Here is a 20,588-nt window from a genome sequence, read left to right on the forward strand (position 1 = left end):
TTTTACAAGGCAATATGCTAAGAATATGCAGATAAACCAGTTTTTGGACTAAGGTTTTACAAGAAAACATCTGTGTACAAGATGTATCAGTACCCCAAAAAAAATTTAGCGAGTTGATATGAATTCTGCAGCAGCAGGAAACTCTCCGGTATCGGATCCTCATAACCCGACCGGCAAAAAATTCTTTGGCCATCCCCGTATGCTGGCAAACCTTTTCTCCGTAGAAATGTGGGAACGTTTCTCGTTCTACGGCATGCAAGGCATCATGGTCTACTACCTCTACTATTCGGTGGCAGACGGTGGCCTTGGACTTCCAGAAAGTTCAGCTACCGGTATCATCGGCGCTTATGGGTCGATGGTTTACCTCTTCGCTATCGTCGGAGGGTTCTTCGGTGACCGCGTATTTGGGCCAGAACGAACATTGTTCTATTCGGCGCTTGCCATTATGGCAGGGCATATAGCTCTTGCATTACTCCCTGGTGTTGCCGGAGTTATTATCGGTATGGTTCTTGTCGCAATCGGCTCTGGTGGCCTTAAAACTAACGCGTCAGTGCTCGTCGGATCACTCTACTCACGAACTGACCCGCGACGAGATGCTGGGTTCACTATCTTCTATATCGGTGTTAATATTGGTGCTCTCCTTGGTCCTCTATTGACTGGGTTTGCATGGAAGACTCTTGGATTCCACTTTGGTTTTGGTCTAGCTGCCATTGGTATGGCGTTTGGTCTCATTCAATATTCTTTGACACGTAAGAATCTTCCCGCTGAGGTTCACACTATTTCTGATCCTCTCCAAGGACACGAAAAACGCCGTTACAGCATTGCAGCTATCGCGGTGCTCAGTATCATTGCGCTTCTTCTTTCCTTGGGTGTTGTGACTGCAGATAATCTCTCTAGCTGGGTCATGGGTCTTATCCTCCTTGGCGCTTCTGCGTTGGCGTACCAGCTACTCACCTCGCAGCAGACCACTGAGACAGAGCATTCACGAGTTATTGCGTTCTTGCCGCTATGGGTTGGTAACGCCGTATTTTGGGCTCTCTACCAGCAGCAGTTCACCGTCATGGCAGTGTACTCTGATACTCGCCTTGACTGGAACATTCTTGGTTTTGAATTCCCTCCCAGCACCATTAACTCCATCAACCCTATTTTTATTATCCTTTTCGGTACTGTTTTTAGTACGATGTGGACCAAACTTGGTGATCGCCAGCCTCCAACACCTATTAAATTTGCCCTTGGCATCATTGGTGTAGGTATTGCGTTCCTGATCTTCCTGACACAGGCAGGTAACCCTTCTGTCAATGTTGGTTGGATTGTTCTTATCCTCTTTGTGTACTCCATCGCTGAGTTGACGATTTCTCCGGTGGGTTTCTCGCTAGCGACAAAGCTTGCCCCTGAAGCTCATCGAAGCAATATGATGGCGTTCTACTTTACGTCAGTGTCCATGGGAACGGTGCTTTCTGGTTGGTTGGCACAGTTCTATTCTGAGGAGACTGAGGTAGCCTATTTCTCCATCCTCGGTGTTGGCACCATTGTTATCGGCATTATCCTCTGGTTCTTCAATGGTTGGATTCTTCAGCGTATGAAAGGTATCCGCTAATGAGCTGAGGCCTATAAGCGTTCAAGAATTATTATTCTGCCGGTGGGTGCACCATGATGATGGTGCACCCACCGGTTTTTTATGTGGTGTTTTGTGGTTTAAGAGATGTCGTTATATGGCTCTTAACCGTTGAGTTTGGCATATGTTGGTGGAGTGTTTCACCTTGTATGTGTGCTCTGTCTATTGCTTTTCTTGGGTTCAGGTGGGGTTTCCTGTCATATTTTGGCGTACAATAATCAGCGGTTCTTTTACATACTCACAATCAGCAGGAGCCTCTTATGAGCTCAAATACCTCACCTCGTTCCCCGTTCCGTTGGGAACTTCACGGTAACGGTAAACATATTTCCCCCGGAAACGTCGTTGCTCCGCACGAACGACTCACATGGGGACGCACCATCGGAATTGGCGCTCAACATGTTGTTGCCATGTTCGGTGCAACCTTCCTTGTGCCTCTGATTACCGGTTTTCCGCCGGCAACGACGCTTCTCTTCTCTGGATTAGGAACAATTCTCTTCCTCATCATTACCGCAGGACGAGTACCTTCCTACCTTGGATCTTCTTTTGCTTTTATTGCCCCTATCGGGGCTGCAATGAATCAGGCAGGACCAGCTGGTGCTCTTGGCGGCATTGTCATGGCAGGTATCTCACTTTTTATAGTGGGACTTATCGTTCAGGTGGCTGGCACCGCATGGCTCACAGCGTTAATGCCGCCGCTCGTTACGGGCGCTATTGTTGCTCTCATCGGTTTCAATCTTGCCCCTAGCGCAAAAGATAACTTCATGAAAGCACCTGTTACGGCTCTCGTCACTCTTAGTTCCATACTTCTCATTTCCGTTATCTTTAGAGGGATGACAGGACGTTTGTCCATCCTCTTGGGCGTTATGATTGGCTACCTGACTGCTGTCATTCGTGGAGAAGTAGACTTTAGCGTCATTCATAAGACGTGGGAGGAGCAAGGGCTGATTGGCCTTCCTCATTTCCAAGCGCCTGAGTTCCATTGGAACCTAGCAGGTTTGTTCATTCCAGTCATTCTTATTCTGGTCGCTGAGAATATTGGGCACGTTAAGTCTGTTGCTCTGATGACTGGTGAAAATCTTGATTCTTATTCTGGTCGTGCCATCATGGCTGACGGTCTTGCAACAACAATTGCGGGTATGGGTGGTGGCTCTGGTACTACCACTTATGCAGAGAATATTGGTGTCATGGCAGCGACTAAGGTGTATTCGACTGCTGCTTACTGGTTTGCGGCTCTTTTTGCGATTGCGCTTTCCGTATTCCCTGTCTTTGGTGCGGCTGTAGCGTCTGTTCCTGCTGGTGTTCTTGGTGGCGCAGCGACTGTGCTTTACGGCATGATTGGTATGCTTGGTGTGCGTATTTGGGTAGAAAACCGTGTAGATTTCTCAAATCAGGTGAATTTGAGTGCGGCGTCTGTAGCTCTTATTATTGGCATTGCTGACTACACGTGGGATATTGGTAGTCTTCAGTTCGCTGGTATTGCTTTAGGTACTGCGGCAACTCTTGTGGTGTACCATGCGATGGCGTTTATTGCGCGTTCTCGTCAAAGTGCACCCGAACCGTTAGAACCAATGTCTTCAGATTCTTCTGGTGATGGTTCGGATCGTTCTGCGATTCTCTAGGTTATTTCATTACATACAAGTTTCGTAGCTTGTTAATAAGGAAGAAGCCAGGCTCCCCAGCCTGGCTTCTTCCTTTTATCATCAACTCGAAAGTCGATAACATTATCACACACACATTTCGCTTCTCAGCAAGGGCTCTATCGAACCGTCTAATCAATAGTTAACACTGTTCACCTTTGGGAAGAATAGGTATAAAGTGAGAGAAACCTGAACATCTCATAACGATTCGATATCGAAATAATATTTATCCTAGTCAAGCTGATTATGCGAGGAAATATTTACGGCACAAAAGATAAAGAAAAGGGTTATTTTTCAGAATTATCACAGTGCGCACTCAAAAACTCTTCGATAATTTGAGCTACACCATCTTCGCTAAAAGCAGGACAGGTACGTCCTACCTGCTCAATCAGAGCAGCAGAGCCAGAAGCCATCGCATACCCCTCCCCTGCCCATAACAACATCTGCGCGTCATTCGGCATATCACCAAAAGCAACAACATCAGCAGCGGGAATACCACGTTCATACGCGAAACGTTCTAAGGTATGTCCTTTATGAACATCAGCACGAGCAATCTCAACAAGCGCCTGACCTTTCACGCCCAGTGTCGCTCCTAAAGATTCCCCAATCACCGCTTGTACACGTTCTAACAACTCGTACGGGTCCGCGTATGGATGGTGAATCAGATACTTCACTGCAGCATCTTCTTCGGTAAACGCATCTGATAAATCACCAGAAATAATCGGAGCACCTTCTAAGACAGACGTTATTTCAAACTCACCCTGAACATAAATCTTCTCAAGCGTCTCAAGAGTAAACGTTGCTTCAGGAAAAGACTCTGTTAAACACTGATGGGCGGTGGCGATATCACGCATAGGAGTCAAAGAGGTTGAAACAATTTCACCCCGCCCCAGGTGATACACCACCGCACCATTAGAACAAATCGCATACGAATCATAGGCAAGTTGCTCATGCAAAGGGGTAAGCCAACGAATGGGACGGCCCGTCACAAAGACCACTTCAACGCCTGCCGATATAGCTGCCTCTAAAGCAGCTATAGTACGGGGGCGAAAGCGAAAGTCTTCTCCAAGTACGGTGCCGTCCAAATCGCTAGCAATTAGCCGCATCATGAAGAGGGATGTTCCTCATAGGTCACTGTTAAGAAAGCACGAGCAATACCGTGGAAGAAAATGTTAAATTCCACGACGGCAGGGGCAGTATTCTCATCCACCTCAAGCTTTTCAACATCTAATGCGGTAACACAGAAAATGTAGCGGTGAGCACCATGTCCGGCAGGAGGAGCGCAGCCAATAAAGGAGTCAGTGCCACCGTCATTACGATGCGCAAGCGCACCCTCTGGCAGTTTCTGTGCAGCACCGCGCTCTAAAGATGTCACCTGGGCAGGAATGTTTGAAACACACCAGTGCCAAAAACCAGAAGGAGTTGGTGCGTCAGGGTCAAAACATGTCACCACAAAAGATTTAGTTTCTTCAGGGAAACCCTCCCACGATAGCTGTGGTGAAGTGTCAGTTCCTCCCTCAACACCAAAAAGAGCTGATGTGAGCCACTGCGGAGCTTTTTCTCCGTCACGAAGATCCTCAGATGTAAGCGTAAAAGAGGGTAGCTGTGGTAGCTGTGCATAGGGTTCGCGTTGAAGCATGGGGGTGCACTCCTATATGAGAGTAGTTTATATCTTTAGATTACCCTGATTCTGAACTGGCATAAACCTTTATCTCATGTTGTCAGCACGTTGAAGAACAACAGCTTGTCTCTTCATGACATCACCATAAAAATAACAGTATTGCTCATCGTGAATCAGAGTAAGGGCGTTCTTGGACTAACACGTCAAGAACATAGGAATCATCATAGAAGCCAAAGATGAGATTTACCTTAGAAAAATTTTCTACTTTTAGGCTTTCACCTGCTAAAACACACTAAATGAAGGTGAAAAGTGTATTTTTCCGGCCGTCCTTTACCATGCGTTCTCAAAAAATTCAGAGAGTATTTTCCGTTCTGTAAACACCTTCACAGAACTTCTTTTCAATGCTTCATAGAGTATGACATACATTCTGTACACAGAAGAAAGAACATATGATGAACACTCAATCGTTTTCTAACACCACCAAGTCCACCATTCTAGCCACTACTATCGGAGGGTTAGCAGGAGGCGTTATTTTTGGCATGATGATGGCAATGATGGGAATGCTCCCCATGCTTGCTAGCATGATTGGCTCAGAATCAGCATTTGTAGGCTTTGCAATGCACATGATGATTTCTGGTGTATTTGGTGCTCTTGCCGGCGCTATTATTCACTTCTCAGGTCAAGACCAATCACTTACTCACGTTTCCGGTGCACTCATTGCAGGTAGCCTTATCGGAGTACTGTTCTGGATTGTTGGGCCTCTTCTGATGATGCCACTGATGATGGGAGCACCAGTATTCACCATTACATCCGCTACCTTGCTCTCTTTGATGGGGCACATCGTTTATGGTGTTGTTATGGGACTCACTGCTATGGTAGTTCTCAAACGCGCATAATATTTTCGGGTTCAGCGCACCGACTATCAGTAGCTTGGAGCAAATATGGATAGCGATTTTGCTTGTATTCGCGAATCAGATCTTTTCTCTCATTGTTCGCCCGAACAAATGAGCCATTTAGAATCACTTGCTCCTGCACAGTTTTTTAGCCGTGGTGAACTGATTTTCTCTCGACAAGACCAGCAGCAAACGCTCTTTATCCTTAAAAAGGGAAGAATCCGTGTATTTCGCATTATCGATAGCGGTAAAACGTTAACCATCGCCATTTTGACCCCCGGAATGGTTTTTGGCGAGATGGCACTCATGGGACAGTCAATGCATGAAAACTATGCAGAAGCTCTCGAAGAATGTCAGGTATGCGCTTTAAAGGTCAGCCATATTGAAGAGCTCATGAGCACTGATCCACAGTTTACGGTGCAAGTCTCAAAAATTTTGGCTGAACGCGTTCAAGAGCTAGAGGAACGGCTCTCAGATAACCTGTTGAGGCCACTTCCAGCACGTATTGCACGGGTTCTTCTCAAAACATCAGAAAAAGCTCTCATCACAGGAAAACCTATTGTTCGTCTAACTCATGAACAGATTGCAAACCTTGTAGGTGTGAGCCGTGAGATTACAAGTAAAACCTTGGCAGATTTTGCTACTCAAGGAATAGTGCGACAAGGACGTGGAAAAGTCATTCTTACCGATATGCCAGCATTATATACGCAAGCATCCATTCACCCTTCAACCGATGATTTAAGGAAATAAACATGGTGACCCATCATTCAGATTCTTCTGCGCAACTTATTGGCGTTTATGCCGCAGACGGAGGAATTAAAGGGGAGCTTTCGTATGTGTGGGGAAAGCTCCGTCATACGCGCTCTTGTGCGCTTTGCGATATTACACATGGTCTTAACCCGCTCGGTAAAAAAGAATGGAAAACAGCCTGTGCAACATTGCCAGTTCCTTTTAGCGCCGTACATTTGAACGAACGAGATGACCTGTTAAAAAAGATTATTCCTGATACACAGGCTCCTGCTATTGCGTATATTCAAGACGGAACCGGCTTTATTTTGATTAATGCTGAAGAACTTGAACAATGCCATAAGTCTGCTGAAGCGCTAGTATCCCTTATCTCTCAGAAGCTCATGAACATTGAAAGGCAGAGCTAAAAGATGCGCCGTTATACGGTACGCGCAGTAGCATATGGTCAAGAGATTGCTCGCACCTCAGATGCACTGTTAATAGAGGGAAACTTTTATTTTCCCTCTCACGACGTTATTTCTGAGGCACTAGAGCCAGCACGGTTGCGCACACTGTGTGTATGGAAAGGCATTGCTCGTTATCAGCATGTGATAGTCAACGGTGAACGTATCTCTCATGGTGCATGGGTTTATCCATTGCCCTTGCCGTGGGCATGGTTTGTTAAAGGACGCGTAGCATTTGATGTCACTCAAGGAATTGATGTCGTTCAGGAGCCTACCCAGACAGACATCAACGTCCAGAGAAAGTAGAGGATGAGTTTGGTGGCTCTCGACAGGATATAGGCTTTCTAGCCTTTAGAGTTCCCCTTGAGTCGCATAAACCACACAAACACACCCCTAGTATGTAACGAGGAATCACAGACAACAATAGACATGTTCCTCGTCTGGAAAGATTCTAGCTACTTCATCATTTCACTCGAGTTGCTGCAGCACCGGGCGTCGCTTCAACAAAAGCAGGAGCACCAAAACCCTGCTGTTCAAAAGCATTCACCACAGCCTCGGCGATATCCTCAATTTTCTGTTGAGGGACCAAAGCAAGCACCGAACCGCCAAAACCGCCGCCTACCATGCGAGCGCCTAAAGCACCGGCATGCTCAGCAGCTTCGGCAGCGACATCTAGTTGAGGGACAGTCACTTCATAATCATCACGTAATGAAGCATGAGAACAACTCAATAGCTCTCCTAGACGTTTCCAGCTCTCATCGGTTACAGAAGCAGAATATATATCGATACATTCTTGGACTCGCACCATCTCATGAACTACGTGACGTATGCGTGCTATGGCTTGTTCTGGGGTGGTGTCTTCAGGAAGTTCGACGTCGTTTAAGCTTTCTTCCCAGCGTCGAACAACGGCTTCTGCATCTGCGTAGCTCATATGCGTTGGCATAGCGTTACGCACGTTGTCTACGTTTAATGCCTCTGCTGCAAGCTCACAAATAGCGCGGCGGCGAGCGTATTGTCCGTCAGCTAGTTGGTGTGGTGCTTTTGTGTCAATCACGAGAAGCGCCAATCCGGCAGAAGCCACATCAACAGTGAGGGGTTTAGTGCTAAAATCACGGCAGTCGATGGTCAGCACAGAGCCTTCAAGCGCACGTAAGGAAATGGATTGGTCCATTCCACCTGTTTGGGCGCCGGCGATATCGTTTTCTGCAATAATACATACCTGTGCCAAGGTTGCCCGCCCTGTATCAGTTTGGTGAAGTGGAGCTGTTTCTTGTGCTTGAGCGGTAAGTTCGTCCAGTGCAAGCGCCACAGAACATTCCAACGCTGCAGAAGAGGAGAGTCCGCCTCCCACGGGAACGGCTGAGGTGATGGCAAGGTCGGCACCTACAACATCGATATCAGCAATTTTTTTCATCCCCCATGGGACACCAGCAACATAAGTAAACCAGCCGCTCAACGCACCTGGGGCAATATCTTTAAGAGCGATCTGCTCAACACCGTTAGCGTGATCTGATACAGCTCGTAGTATGCCGTCTTGGCGAGGGGCTGCCGCGACGAGGGTGCGATGTGGTAATGCCAAAGGCATAACGGTTCCGCCGGCATAATCAACATGTTCGCCAAGCAGATTTACGCGCCCCGGTGCAGCCCATACGCCAGTTGGTTCGTAGCCGTATTCTGCGATGAATGCGTCAATAACTGTGCGAATTTGGTCTTCTTGGGTGGGGTTGGTAATCCATTGTGGAGTGCTCATGGGAGTTCAACTTCTTTCAGACGAGCAGCAATTTCTTCGGGTGTCCGGTCGTTAATCCACGCTGCCATTGCAGATTCAGAACCGGCAAGATATTTGAGTTTTTCGGGGGCACGTTTGAGGGAGAATACGTGCAAGAACATGCGGGAGATATGCTCTGCACCGTCGGAGGGAACCTGATGCCATGCAGAGATATAGGGCAGTTCGATACCGTCAAAGTAGCGGTTAAGTCGTCCTAGTAGGTCTAAGTAGAGTTCGCTTAGCTCATCAAGCTCTTCGGAGGTGAAACCCGTAAAGTTTTTGACTGCTTTATGAGGCATAATCATGAATTCGACAGGCCATTTAGCCGCAAACGGGACGTAAGCAGTAAAGTTTTCAGTTCGTCGAATGATGCGCCGCCCGTCTCGGACTTCGCTCAATAGCACATCGGCAAGAAGGTCTTTGCGGTTCTTTTGCGCATAAGCATCTGTCTGTCTTTTAAGGGCTGTGGTATATGGGGTAAGGTACGAGTAACCGTAGATTTGCCCGTGCGGGTGGTGCAAAGTTACGCCGATTTCTTCACCTTTGTTCTCAAAGATAAAGACTTCACGTACGGAGTCTAAAGCGAGTAGTTCTTTAGTGCGGTCTTTCCATGCTTCAAAGACAGTGCGTGCTCGTTGTTGGCTCAATGTTGCAAAGGAGCCGATGGCGTTAGAGGTGAAGCAGACAACTTCGCAACGTCCAGCAGGGGTTGTCTCATAGTTGAGGGTATTATCGTTGAGAACTTCATAGGGCCCTTGTAGTGAGGGGAAGCGGTTTTCAAAAACAACGACATCGTATTCTGGTTCAGGAATTTCGCTGGGGACGCTTCCTTGTCCGGCAGGTGCTAGGGGGTCTTCATCTGCTGGGGGGAGGAAGGTGCGGTTTTGTCGATGTGCTGCAATAGCTACGGGGTATCCGGTGAGAGGGTCGGTGCGTATGGATGCGGCGTCGTGTGGTGGTAGGGTTCGTGCTTCTAGCGGACGCGGGTCGTGGACGGTGCGGGTTTTTTCTCCGCTAACGTATGCTGCGGAGTCATCATAGAAGATAATTTCACGTCCGTCAGCGAGTGTTGCTGATGTTTTGACGACGGTTGGTGTGAGCGGTGTGCGCGTAGTGGTCATGATGCTAGAACTACCTCGTTAACAGTGTCTTTCAAAATGGTGAGAGTTTCGTCGGGGATATCTGCGCCGGTAATGACGGTGTTAATTTTTTCCCAAGGGGCAAATTGGCTCAAGCCTCGAATATCCCATTTACTGTGGTCAAAAACTGCCACAACTTGTGAAGCGGAGGATATGAGAGCGCGGTTCGTTGCGGATTCAATCAGTGTGGGGCTCATAAGGCCTTGTTTGAGGTCTGCTGCGTAGGTACCGAGGAAGAGCACGTCCATGTGCAAGGTTCCTAGTGCGAGGTCGGCGATGGGTCCAACGAGCGCGTCTGAGGGGGTGCGTTGCCCTCCGGTGAGGATTACTTGAGCGTCAGATGGGGATTGGTGAAAAGTTTCATGGACGCGCAATGAGTTTGTAATGACGGTCAGTTCTGGAACTTTGAGGCAGTTCATGGCGATGGTTGTGCAGGTTGTTCCGGCGGAGAATCCGATAGTTTGCCCAGGATGTATATAGTGTAGGGCGCGTTGGGCAATCTGTTGTTTTTCGGGTTCGTGAAGGAGCATTTTTGTGGCGAATGTTGGTTCGCTACTGGCTCTGAAGGAGGTCGCTCCACCGTGGACTTTGACGAGTAATCCTAGGTCAGCTAGTTCGTTGAGGTCTCGGCGAATAGTCATGGATGAGACGTTGAGTAGTTCAACGAGTTCTCCGGTGAGCACAGTGCCACGGGCCTCGATTTCACGCAGAATCTGGCTATGCCGTTCTGATGCAAGCATGGGGCCTCCTGTTGTTGTGCTGTTGGCTGTAGGTAGAAGGATGTATCACCCTCCATTCAATCACAAACAAACATTTTTGAACACAAGTTTTTTATCTAGATGGAAAACATTCAGATAATTTTAGAAATATTCTTGATTAATCCTTGCATTAAAAGACTTATAGGGGTTTACTGGTCATTGAATTGGCAATGTTGCCGCACACCACATATAAACAAAAATAAACATTTCAACGTGGTCGTTGTTGTGTTTTCAAAACCCAGGAGCTCCACTATGTCTCTTGTAGCATCTGCTGATGGAGTGAGACTCAATCTACATTTTGTAGATTATCTAATGCTCATCATCTACTTCGTTACCGTCCTCGCAATCGGCATTATCGCCCGCCGAAGCGTCAAAACCTCCATGGACTTCTTCCTCTCTGGACGGTCCATGCCGGCATGGATTACAGGCCTAGCTTTCGTCTCTGCAAACCTTGGAGCCACCGAAATTCTCGGCATGGCAGCAAACGGCGCAGAAATCGGCATGTCCACCATGCACTACTATTTCATCGGCGCTATCCCCGCGATGGTATTCCTTGGCCTTGTCATGATGCCGTTCTACTACGGCTCAAAGGTACGAAGCGTCCCCGAATTTATGCTTCGACGCTTCGGACGACCAGCACACCTCGTTAATTCTTTAGCGTTCGCCATCTCCAACGTACTCATCGCAGGTATCAACCTCTACGCAATGGCGATCATTATCGAAGCAATGCTGGGATGGCCACAATGGGTTGCTATCATCGTCTCTGCACTTTTCGTTCTTGTATACATCACCCTCGGAGGACTATCCTCAGCAATCTATAACGAAGTTATGCAATTCTTCGTCATTATTGCTGGCCTCGTACCACTAACCGTTGTCGGTATGCACCGTGTAGGTGGTTGGAGCGGACTCAAAACAGCCCTCATGAACACCGAAGGCGTTAACAACCTTCACCTTTCCGCATGGCAAGGCACCGAAATTGGTCACGTCACCAACCCCATTGGTGCAAACTGGCTGGCGATTGTTCTTGGCCTAGGATTCGTCCTTTCCTTCGGTTACTGGACCACCAACTTCACCGAAGTTCAACGTGCATTCTCCGCAAAGAACATGTCTGCAGCTCGCCGCACCCCGCTCATTGGCGCTTTCCCCAAACTCTTCATTCCTTTCATCGTGGTTATCCCCGGAATGATTGCCGCAGCAACCATCGGTAACCAATTTGCAGATGGAACTCTCACCTACAACGACGCCATCCCAAAACTAATCCAGATGTATCTACCTTCTGGTGTCCTTGGTGTCGCTGTTACCGGTCTTATGGCATCGTTCATGGCAGGTATGGCAGCAAACGTCTCCTCTTTCAACACCGTATTCACCTACGATATTTGGCAAGAATACGTCAAACCTAAGATGAGCGACTCATACTATCTCTCTACAGGTCGTTGGGTCACTGTAGGAGGCATCCTTATCGGTATCTTTACCGCATTCCTCGCGGCACAGTTCGGTAATATCATGACCTACATGCAGACGCTGTTCTCTTTCTTCAACGCACCCTTGTTTGCTGTTTTCATCCTCGGTCTCCTCTGGAAGAAGATGACTCCGCAAGCAGGTCTTTGGGGATATGTCAGTGGTATTATCGCCCCAGCACTTGTGTGGATCTGGTATTTGAACGACCCCACGCTCTTCGAGACTGGTACTGCTGGAACCCTCTACATGGCTATTATTTCTTTCATCACCGTGATGGTTGTTTCCGTGGCCGTATCAATGTTCACCACACCTAAAACAGACGATGAACTTGCAGGGTTGGTCTATGGTATCGGCACCATCGACCTCACCAAAGATGCTGTCGCCAGCGATACCGTATGGTACCGCTCCCCAGCACTTCTTGGAACAGTCGCCCTCATCCTCTGCGTTCTGCTCTATCTTCCCATTATCTAAGGAGTCACTATGAGCAACAAAAACCAACCAACAGCTGTAGTGCTTAGCCCCGAAGAAAAAGAGCAACTCGTTCGCTCTACCCGCCGTACTGACCTACGTAATATCATCGGCGCGCTCTTCGTTGTTTATGGCGTCCTTGTAACAGTTACAGGAATTCTTGACCCAGTAGCAGACAAGGCATTGACCGGCGGTATTCCCATCAACCTATGGACAGGGTTGAGCATGTTCGTCGGCGGTATCCTCTTCTTCTTATGGGCGAGGCTCTCCCCCGTCCCCGCGGAGGATATTCTCGCCAATATTGAATCTATTGGAGAAAAAATTGCTGAAGGTGAAGCAAGCACTTTAGCTGAAGAACACTAAAAATAATGCTGTGGCTCAATAGTATGAACTATTGAGCCACAGTGCTATTTTCTTGCAAGATTCTCACACAATCGTCTATCTACGGAGAAGTTTATGTCTACATCATTTTCTGGGACAACCTACACGTTAAACGCTGGTGGGTATAGCGCCACCATTGCCGAGGTGGGAGCTAACCTAGAATCCCTTATATCACCCCAAGGCAAACAGCTTATTCTTCCAGCTTCTCCCAACGAATTACGCGCTGGAGCACGTGGCTCACACCTTGCACCGTGGCCCAACCGTATCGACGGCGGACGATACACTTTTTCCGAGGTCGAGCATCAACTACCAATATCTGAAGTGGAACGACACAATGCTATTCACGGGCTCGTGATGTGGCAACGATGGTCTTTTGAAGAGCCCGTCATAAACGCTCATCAGGCTCAGCTATCAGGCACTCTTGAGCTTCCACCATGCCCCGGATACCCTTTCTTTCTGAAATACACAGTGACGTATATTCTCAACGATGAAGGACTTCACGTAGAGTTTTCTGCGCAAAATGTGGGAGATGAGCCCGCACCCTATGCATACGCGGCTCACCCTTATCTGAGTGCCAGTGGGAATGTTGACCAAGCATCAGCCCTAAACCGGTGGGTGCTGGAGATTCCTGCAGAAAAATATCTTGAAACAGATGAGCGCTTACTACCCGTAGCAGAACATTCTGTTGAAGGAACATCCTTAGATTTTCGTGCTGGTGCGCTCTTAGGCAAGATGGAGCTAGACCATGCTTTTGGTTCGCTCTCTTACACTGATAAGCGCGGCCATGTTCGTCTTTATGCTGATGTTCATCGTTCTTCTGGTGTGGAACTGACTTTTGATGAAAGTATTCGATGGGTTCAGGTATACACCGACGGCTTAGAACGTCGGGCTTTAGCAGTTGAACCGATGACAGCACCTGCCAATGCATTCAATAGCGGAACTCATCTTGTGGTTCTTTCTCCTGGTGAAGAGCATATTTCACGGTGGGGAATTCGTGCTTTTGATCAGGCGTAGAAAATACACACCCTCTTTATATTCCCTAATCGGTATATAAAGAAAAACTCTGTAAAATACGGAATTACCTTATTTCTGCAGGTAAGCTGTGAAACGTTAGATGAACGCAACGAGGCGTACATCTAACGTTTTACAAGCACATATGCTCGGAGAATACGAAGACGTATCACCGCAAGGAAGAAGGAAGCCGTGGCGCTCTCTAGCACCCTAAAAAACACTACATGGAACGACGCAGAATCAGCAGCAGAACAAATGATTCCGCTCATTGGAAAACTCAACCGAGAATACGGTGTAGTTGTCAGTATTCATGGACGTTCCCTCGTCAACCAATCCGTCATTCAGATTCTGAAATTACACCGATTTGCTCGGCAAATCGACCATGAAGAGCTCGACCCCAACCGCTCTCTAGAAATTTTACAAACACTCATCCAACTCCAATTAGCACCTTGCTCTATCGGATTAGCAGAACTATACCGACAATATGAGCGTTCTGGCTCAACAGAGCTCGAAAAATGGTTACGCGAAGAACTATCCCCCGTTGTTGAAAAAGCAGGAACACAAACAGCAACCAACCAAGACGTTGTTCTCTACGGTTTTGGTCGCATCGGCCGTCTTCTAGCCCGCATACTACTTGAACGAACAAGTGGTTCCGGGCTTAATTTACGTGCCGTTGTCGTCCGTAAAAATGGAGAGAACGATCTCTACAAAAGAGCCTCACTCTTGCGACGAGACTCCGTACACGGAGCATTCGCTGGAACTATCCGCGTAGACGAGCAGAATTCCACCATCATTGCTAACGGGACGCCAATTCGTTTCATCTATTCCAACGACCCAGCAACCATAGACTACACAGAATACGGTATTCGTGACGCTATCATCGTTGATAACACTGGGCGTTGGCGCGATGATGAAGGGCTCAGCCAACATCTCAATAGCAAAGGAGCCTCTCGAGTATTGCTCACAGCCCCTGGCAAAGGAGATATTAAAAATATTGTTTGCGGTGTTAACGACTCTGTTATTACGTCCGAAGACACCGTTCTTTCAGCAGCATCGTGTACAACTAATGCCATCACTCCAGTACTGAAAGTTATGGACGAAAACTTTACGGTACTCTCTGGTCACGTTGAAACGGTTCATTCCTTCACCAATGATCAAAACCTTATTGATAACTTCCATCGTGGTGATCGGCGTGGGCGTTCTGCAGCGTTGAACATGGTTATTACTGAGACAGGTGCGGCAAAAGCTGTTTCTAAAGCACTTCCTCAGCTTGAGGGGAAACTGACCGGTAGTGCCATTCGTGTTCCAACACCAGATGTGTCACTAGCTATTTTGAATCTGCGTTTAGAAAAACAACCAGATTCTAAAGAGTCACTTAATGCTCTCTTGCGTGAGGTATCTTTAACCTCGTCATTACGCCGTCAGATTGATTACACCGATTCACACGAGGTGGTTTCTACCGATTTTGTGGGGTCGCGCACGGCGAGCATTGTCGACGGGTTAGCCACGCTGGTCACCGAGGATACAACGGTTCTGTATCTGTGGTATGACAATGAATTTGGGTATTCTTGTCAGGTAATCCGAGTCGTAGAGAAGATGGCAGGTCTGCATATTCCAGCATTCCCGCCCGCACGATAGAGCATGTACCCTAGAGGGTATGAAGATTGCTACCTGGAACGTAAACTCTATTCGCGCACGAGCTGAACGCGTTGAAGAATGGCTAGACCGTTCTGACGTTGATGTGCTTGCTATTCAAGAGACAAAAGCTCAAGAGAAAAATTTCCCTTATGAAATTTTTGATTTTATGGGTTATGAAGTTGCTCATTTTGGGTTAAGTCAATGGAATGGTGTGGCCATTGCTTCACGCGTGGGATTAGAGGATGTTGAGCGGACTTTTGCAGGTCAGCCAAGTTTCGCTAAACCTGGTGATACTCCGGTTCAGGAGGCGCGTGCTATTGGTGCAACGTGCGCCGGTGTTCGCATTTGGAGCTTATATATTCCTAATGGGCGCGGACTTGAAGACCCTCATATGGCGTATAAGTTGGAGTGGCTCAAAGAGCTACGTTCTAATGTTGATTCTTGGCTGAGCGCGGATGCTCAAGCACAGTTTGCGCTGGTAGGAGATTGGAACGTTGCTCCTTACGACCATGATGTGTGGGATATTGACTACTTCCGTGAGCATCAGATGACGCATGTTAGTGGGCCAGAGCGCGACGCGTTCTTTGCTTTTATGAACAAGAGCGGACTATCTGATGTCGTCCGTCCGTTCACGGAGGGCGAGTACACGTATTGGGATTATACGAAGCTACGATTCCCGAAGAATGAGGGTATGCGTATTGATTTTCAGTTATATTCTCCGGCGTTGGCGCAACGTGTAAAAAGTGCTCATATTGATCGTGAGGAGCGTAAAGGGAAGGGTGCTAGTGATCATACGCCTGTTGTTGTAGAGATCGCAGACTAGCTTCTAAACCTTGTGGCAGGAGAGCGCTTGACCGAGAGCCTATTTTGGTTCTGGTTAGGCGCTCTTTTGATTTTAATGACGCCCATAAGGAATGTTTCTTGGTGAAGTGTGTTAAATAGAAAATCCACCTGCACGTTAGAAGCCCGTGCAAGTGGATTTTGTGGCTCCGACCGGCGTCGATCCGGTGACCTTACGATTTTCAGTCGCACGCTCTACCAACTGAGCTACAGAGCCAGGCATATGCTGTAGATATGCCACAACCGCGATATTTCATCATAAAGAAATACGCGGTCGGAGCGACCCCGACGGGACTTGAACCCGCGACCTCCGGCGTGACAGGCCGGCGCGCTAACCAACTGCGCTACGGGGCCATAGCTGAAATTATCAACTAGGGCTTTGTAGATGTAATCTACAAGTACCCCCAACGGGATTTGAACCCGTGTTACCGCCGTGAAAGGGCGGCGTCCTAGGCCGCTAGACGATGGGGGCCTGGACTGAATCAGCGGTTTTTTACCCCGCCGTTCAAGACTCAATAAGCTTACGACAGTTTTGGGACGCATGCAAACTCAAAATGGGCAAAAAACCATTTTTTCTTGTTAAAAACTGACCAATACGCGAGATAACAGCACAATAAAAGCCATGAAAACCGCTAAAAATCAAGGAAGTTTCAGAAAATATACTTTCCTTATCAAGTAAAAAAATTTCTCAAAAAAGTTTTAAGAGACCGCAAAAAACCGCCACCAACGCCTAAAAACACCTCATCCACGATGCCATTACCTCAAAAACGCCAGCGCATAATATTCACCTTTGTTACCAACGTTACTCCTGTTCACACAGAAACAGAATACTTTCACCCAAAACGCCCGATTCGGAATAAAAAGCACCCACATCACGCTATACAGATAAACCACACCACATACATCAAACAAGAACAAAGGACACACATGAAGAACAAGAAAAATATTCTGCTTATCCTCTCCATTGCAGCACTCGTCGTATTAGGAATAGTCCTATCCCTCACCCAACCTTGGCGAGCCTTCACCAGCTCAACTATCGACGAAGCACTACCAGAATCAACACAAACACAACCAGCAACTAGTAACGCCCAACAGCCAACAGCTCAAAGCACACCAACACCACAAACAGCCACACAAGGAACATTCCACTCCATCGACCACGACACAACAGGAACCGCAGCAATCATCACCCTCAACGATGGAACACACCTACTACGCCTCGAAGATCTTTCAACACTAGATGGCCCCGACCTCAAAGTCATCCTCACCGACAAAACAGGGGACTTCACCACCCTCACCGCAGAGGACTACACCAACCTCGGAGACCTCAAAGCAACCAATGGAAACCAGAACTACCCCATTCCCTCCAACGTAGACATCAACACCATCAAGAGTGTTATCATCTGGTGCGAACGTTTCAGCTCCCCATTCGGCGCTGCAACACTCAACTAAAAGTTATACGCTCAATACAACAGTGGCAGGTCAAGAACTCTCTTGACCTGCCACTGTCATATACGTACCGTCAAACTCAACTACCGTTGACGTAGAACGCTCACTCTAACCCCAGCTAATATCCGCCGAAGGTGCAGTCTCTAAACGCTCATCTTCCATCTCAGGAACAATCATCACCGGACGCTTAGCATGGTGCAAAACCCCATGAGATGTAGAACCAAGAATCATCCCCACCAAACCGCCACGGCCACGAGTACCAACAACCACCATTCCAGCATCCTCACCAGCTTCTAAAAGCACCTGCACAGGAGAACCATCAACTAACTTAAACTCGATCTCTAAACGCGGGAAATAACGACGCAACCACTGTGCAGCCTTCCGTTGCAATTGCGCAATCTCACGATACATCGCTTCAAAATCAACAGCAGCAGGAACCCAATTCAGAGCACCCGTATAAGGCGCCAAAGCATTTACCAACGTCAGCTTTACCCCACGACGCTGAGCCTCTTCGGCGGCTTTCAACATAGCAACACGCGCCTGCGCAGAACCATCTGAACCAACCACAACAGGCTTCTTCGCGTCAGCATCTAAACTAGTAGATTGAAGATTCTCGCTATAAGAAGCAGGCACCGCAACCAACGGGCAATGAGAATGAGCCGGAAGAGACACCGAGACCGTTCCTAAAAGTCGCCCTAAAAAGCTTCCGTGAGAACGAGAACCCACAACAACTAGTTCAGCACGCTTTGATAGCTCAACAAGAATAGCGGTAGCATCACCTGTCTCAACGGTAGCACGTAGCTCAACACCCGTCGTATCAACACGGGAATACGCCTCATCAAGTATCTGAGCCACCCCTTCACGCAACGCCTGTTCATCAACAACCGAATACCCAGCCTCAAAACCCGTACCGGTAAAAATAGGCAAAGAGTACGCCGTCACCAAACGCACTGGAGTACCCCGACGTCGAGCCTCGTTCACTGCCCAACGCAAAGCGCCATAGGATTGCTCCGAACCATCAATACCGACAACAATTTCTCCAGAAAATTGTGTAACGTCATAGTTTTTCTCGCGGGATTCAACCGCCTGATGTCCAAAAGTTTTCTGAGTCGATTCTTGGGCAGTCATTATCGTTCTCCTTACTCATCAAGAGCCTTGATTTCAAGAACTCACTTTAATCATAGGTGCCGACCATCACATGTGCTAGGGTTTCGGGCATTCCAACATAAAGAGAGAAACATTCTTTCACCACCATCACATCTATAAAATCCTCTACCCCGCGGTTTAATACCGTGTTTCCCTATTCCTACGCCAAAGCAAAACAACATCAATGAGAGAATAGAAAAGGATACTTTATCCACATTGGGAGGAACAATGCGTCAACATCGCTGGAACACACAAAAACAGGAACACCGCACCATGGCGCCCCGAAATATTCAAGAAATACAAAAAACCATTAAAAATGCTAGCGAACACCAACAAACCATCACCGTGTTCGATACAGGATACGACTCCAAAAATATTACAGAATCTGAAACCCGCATACTCTCACTCAATCAGCTTAGCGGACTCACAGACATCAACCCGCAGCAACAACAAGCTACGTTTCTAGCCGGAACAACCCTTAACGAAGCATCAAAAATCCTAGCAGAACACGGATTCACCTTCACCAACATGGGAAGGACTGGGGAACAAACCCTCGCTGAAGCAATCTCCACAGGCATGCACGGAACGGGCAACACCTATGGTATCTTCGCTACACAATTGCAAGAACTGACATTTATCACCGCTCAAGGAGACGTCCTCACATGCTCCCCGCATAAGAACAACGATATCTTCACCGCAGCACAACTCGGGCTAGGGGCCCTCGGTATCATCTTCTCGCTGACGTTCCGTATCGAACCGCTCTTTCGACTCCACGCAGCAGAACGAAAACGTGCGTACAAAGACGTCATCCACCATTTCGCAGAGCGTTCATCAAACGCAGATCATTATGAAACAACATGGTTCATAGGATCTTCACAAGTTAGAACTCGACGACTTACCCGCTTACCGTTACTCACCGATGGGTACATGAACCCTTCCGCCGTATTAAGCAAAGCCCGAAGACATCTCGGCGACAACACCCTCAATAACGGAGCATTTCACCTCATCAGTTATCTCGGGTATAAACAGCCTGCAACGAAACCAATCCTCAACAACATCTCAAACTGGGGCAAAGGCAACAGACGTTACGCAGATTTAGCACCACAGGTCTACACACAAAAACGCACAGTCCGCCACCACACCATGGAATACGCTTTCAACAGAAGCCAACTTGCAACCATCATGGAAGATATCCGCGCCTCCTACCATGACAGCAACAAACACCTCAGCTACCCGCTTCTGGTTCGTACAGCAGCCGCAGATAACATTGCACTATCACCGGCATACCAACAAGACACCGTCTTCATCTGCGCACGTGAATACTGGAAGACGCCACCACAGCAAGCATTCAATACGCTAGAGACAATTTTCAAAGCACACGGCGGGCGAGCGCATTGGGGACACTATCACACCAATAGTGCAGAAGAACTTCAGGGACTCTACCCACGTTTTGAGTGGTTCTGCGCTCTCCGAAAAGAGCTAGACCCTCAGGGGATATTTCTTAACGCTCAGCTACGCCGTTTACTTACCTAGTGTTGAAAGAACTTAACAGTTTGGGCCTACCATGAGGATTCTC

General features: G+C 47.9%; 19 protein-coding genes and 3 tRNA genes. 13 read left to right on the top strand and 9 right to left on the bottom strand.

What is annotated here, in order from left to right; translation table 11 throughout:
* Nucleotides 1-118: 118 nt before the first annotated feature.
* A complete protein-coding gene (locus ACN08Z_RS03340; RefSeq protein WP_419103184.1) occupies nucleotides 119-1,597 on the top strand; it encodes a peptide MFS transporter in 1,479 nt (492 codons plus the stop codon).
* A gap of 278 nt (nucleotides 1,598-1,875) precedes the next feature.
* The gene (locus tag ACN08Z_RS03345) at nucleotides 1,876-3,234 is read left to right on the top strand and encodes a uracil-xanthine permease family protein (RefSeq protein ID WP_419103185.1); all 1,359 of its coding nucleotides are present in this window, start codon (nucleotides 1,876-1,878) and stop codon (nucleotides 3,232-3,234) included.
* A gap of 305 nt (nucleotides 3,235-3,539) precedes the next feature.
* Here ACN08Z_RS03345 and ACN08Z_RS03350 read toward each other — a convergent pair whose 3' ends face one another.
* Both ACN08Z_RS03350 and ACN08Z_RS03355 read right to left on the bottom strand, forming a co-directional pair.
* Nucleotides 3,540-4,361: an HAD-IIB family hydrolase gene (locus ACN08Z_RS03350; RefSeq protein WP_419103186.1), complete on the bottom strand. Its 822-nt coding sequence runs from the start codon at nucleotides 4,359-4,361 to the stop codon at nucleotides 3,540-3,542.
* On the bottom strand, nucleotides 4,358-4,891 hold the full coding sequence (locus tag ACN08Z_RS03355) for a YbhB/YbcL family Raf kinase inhibitor-like protein (protein WP_419103187.1): 534 nt from the start codon (nucleotides 4,889-4,891) through the stop codon (nucleotides 4,358-4,360). Before ACN08Z_RS03355 ends, ACN08Z_RS03350 begins: the two co-directional genes overlap by 4 nt.
* 431 nt (nucleotides 4,892-5,322) lie before the next feature.
* Here ACN08Z_RS03355 and ACN08Z_RS03360 point away from each other — a divergent pair, with 431 nt between their 5' ends.
* Genes ACN08Z_RS03360 through ACN08Z_RS03375 form a run of 4 tightly spaced genes read left to right on the top strand, consistent with a single transcriptional unit; the run spans nucleotide 5,323 to nucleotide 7,262 of the window.
* Nucleotides 5,323-5,769, top strand: coding sequence for a hypothetical protein (locus ACN08Z_RS03360; RefSeq protein WP_419103188.1), 447 nt, complete (start codon nucleotides 5,323-5,325; stop codon nucleotides 5,767-5,769).
* Nucleotides 5,770-5,814: 45 nt separating this feature from the next.
* Nucleotides 5,815-6,516, top strand: coding sequence for a Crp/Fnr family transcriptional regulator (locus ACN08Z_RS03365; protein WP_419103189.1), 702 nt, complete (start codon nucleotides 5,815-5,817; stop codon nucleotides 6,514-6,516).
* A 2-nt stretch (nucleotides 6,517-6,518) separates the two neighbouring features.
* Nucleotides 6,519-6,920 (top strand): hypothetical protein, encoded by a 402-nt coding sequence (locus tag ACN08Z_RS03370; RefSeq protein ID WP_419103190.1) that lies wholly within the window; start codon nucleotides 6,519-6,521, stop codon nucleotides 6,918-6,920.
* A 3-nt stretch (nucleotides 6,921-6,923) separates the two neighbouring features.
* Nucleotides 6,924-7,262: a DUF427 domain-containing protein gene (locus tag ACN08Z_RS03375; RefSeq protein ID WP_419103191.1), complete on the top strand. Its 339-nt coding sequence runs from the start codon at nucleotides 6,924-6,926 to the stop codon at nucleotides 7,260-7,262.
* Between the two features lie 157 nt (nucleotides 7,263-7,419).
* Here the strand turns inward: ACN08Z_RS03375 and galK are convergent, their stop codons facing one another.
* From galK to ACN08Z_RS03390, 3 genes are read right to left on the bottom strand one after another with little or no spacing between them, the layout of a single operon-like run.
* Nucleotides 7,420-8,706, bottom strand: a complete 1,287-nt coding sequence (galK, locus tag ACN08Z_RS03380) for a galactokinase (protein WP_419103192.1) — start codon at nucleotides 8,704-8,706, stop codon at nucleotides 7,420-7,422.
* Nucleotides 8,703-9,845, bottom strand: a complete 1,143-nt coding sequence (galT, locus tag ACN08Z_RS03385) for a galactose-1-phosphate uridylyltransferase (protein WP_419103193.1) — start codon at nucleotides 9,843-9,845, stop codon at nucleotides 8,703-8,705. Before galT ends, galK begins: the two co-directional genes overlap by 4 nt.
* Complete coding sequence (locus ACN08Z_RS03390) at nucleotides 9,842-10,603, bottom strand: DeoR/GlpR family DNA-binding transcription regulator (RefSeq protein WP_419103194.1); 762 nt, start codon at nucleotides 10,601-10,603, stop codon at nucleotides 9,842-9,844. The genes galT and ACN08Z_RS03390 overlap by 4 nt, the downstream gene beginning before the upstream one ends.
* 270 nt (nucleotides 10,604-10,873) lie before the next feature.
* Here ACN08Z_RS03390 and ACN08Z_RS03395 point away from each other — a divergent pair, with 270 nt between their 5' ends.
* The 5 genes from ACN08Z_RS03395 (at nucleotide 10,874) to ACN08Z_RS03415 (ending at nucleotide 16,400) form a co-directional block, all read left to right on the top strand.
* Nucleotides 10,874-12,550: a sodium:solute symporter family protein gene (locus ACN08Z_RS03395; RefSeq protein WP_419103195.1), complete on the top strand. Its 1,677-nt coding sequence runs from the start codon at nucleotides 10,874-10,876 to the stop codon at nucleotides 12,548-12,550.
* Between the two features lie 9 nt (nucleotides 12,551-12,559).
* Nucleotides 12,560-12,910 (top strand): hypothetical protein, encoded by a 351-nt coding sequence (locus tag ACN08Z_RS03400; protein WP_419103196.1) that lies wholly within the window; start codon nucleotides 12,560-12,562, stop codon nucleotides 12,908-12,910.
* Nucleotides 12,911-13,003: 93 nt separating this feature from the next.
* Nucleotides 13,004-13,942: an aldose 1-epimerase family protein gene (locus tag ACN08Z_RS03405; protein ID WP_419103197.1), complete on the top strand. Its 939-nt coding sequence runs from the start codon at nucleotides 13,004-13,006 to the stop codon at nucleotides 13,940-13,942.
* 189 nt (nucleotides 13,943-14,131) lie between these two features.
* Nucleotides 14,132-15,577 (top strand): glyceraldehyde-3-phosphate dehydrogenase, encoded by a 1,446-nt coding sequence (locus ACN08Z_RS03410; RefSeq protein WP_419103198.1) that lies wholly within the window; start codon nucleotides 14,132-14,134, stop codon nucleotides 15,575-15,577.
* 19 nt (nucleotides 15,578-15,596) lie between these two features.
* On the top strand, nucleotides 15,597-16,400 hold the full coding sequence (locus ACN08Z_RS03415; protein ID WP_419103199.1) for an exodeoxyribonuclease III: 804 nt from the start codon (nucleotides 15,597-15,599) through the stop codon (nucleotides 16,398-16,400).
* Between the two features lie 161 nt (nucleotides 16,401-16,561).
* On the opposite strand, the gene ACN08Z_RS03420 is transcribed toward ACN08Z_RS03415, so the two are convergent.
* The 3 genes from ACN08Z_RS03420 to ACN08Z_RS03430 form a co-directional block, all read right to left on the bottom strand.
* Nucleotides 16,562-16,634, bottom strand: a tRNA-Phe gene (locus ACN08Z_RS03420).
* A 63-nt stretch (nucleotides 16,635-16,697) separates the two neighbouring features.
* A tRNA-Asp gene (locus ACN08Z_RS03425) sits at nucleotides 16,698-16,771 on the bottom strand.
* 45 nt (nucleotides 16,772-16,816) lie between these two features.
* Nucleotides 16,817-16,889 (bottom strand) — tRNA-Glu (locus tag ACN08Z_RS03430).
* 455 nt (nucleotides 16,890-17,344) lie between these two features.
* Between ACN08Z_RS03430 and ACN08Z_RS03435 the strand changes: the two genes are divergently transcribed.
* Nucleotides 17,345-17,869: a DM13 domain-containing protein gene (locus ACN08Z_RS03435; RefSeq protein WP_419103200.1), complete on the top strand. Its 525-nt coding sequence runs from the start codon at nucleotides 17,345-17,347 to the stop codon at nucleotides 17,867-17,869.
* Nucleotides 17,870-17,974: 105 nt separating this feature from the next.
* On the opposite strand, the gene ACN08Z_RS03440 is transcribed toward ACN08Z_RS03435, so the two are convergent.
* On the bottom strand, nucleotides 17,975-18,994 hold the full coding sequence (locus ACN08Z_RS03440; protein ID WP_419103201.1) for a universal stress protein: 1,020 nt from the start codon (nucleotides 18,992-18,994) through the stop codon (nucleotides 17,975-17,977).
* A gap of 246 nt (nucleotides 18,995-19,240) precedes the next feature.
* Between ACN08Z_RS03440 and ACN08Z_RS03445 the strand changes: the two genes are divergently transcribed.
* Nucleotides 19,241-20,545, top strand: coding sequence for a D-arabinono-1,4-lactone oxidase (locus tag ACN08Z_RS03445; protein WP_419103202.1), 1,305 nt, complete (start codon nucleotides 19,241-19,243; stop codon nucleotides 20,543-20,545).
* Nucleotides 20,546-20,588: the final 43 nt, after the last annotated feature.

This window comes from Rothia sp. P7181, from assembly GCF_048513015.1.
In the GTDB taxonomy this organism is placed as follows: Bacteria; Actinomycetota; Actinomycetes; order Actinomycetales; family Micrococcaceae; genus Rothia.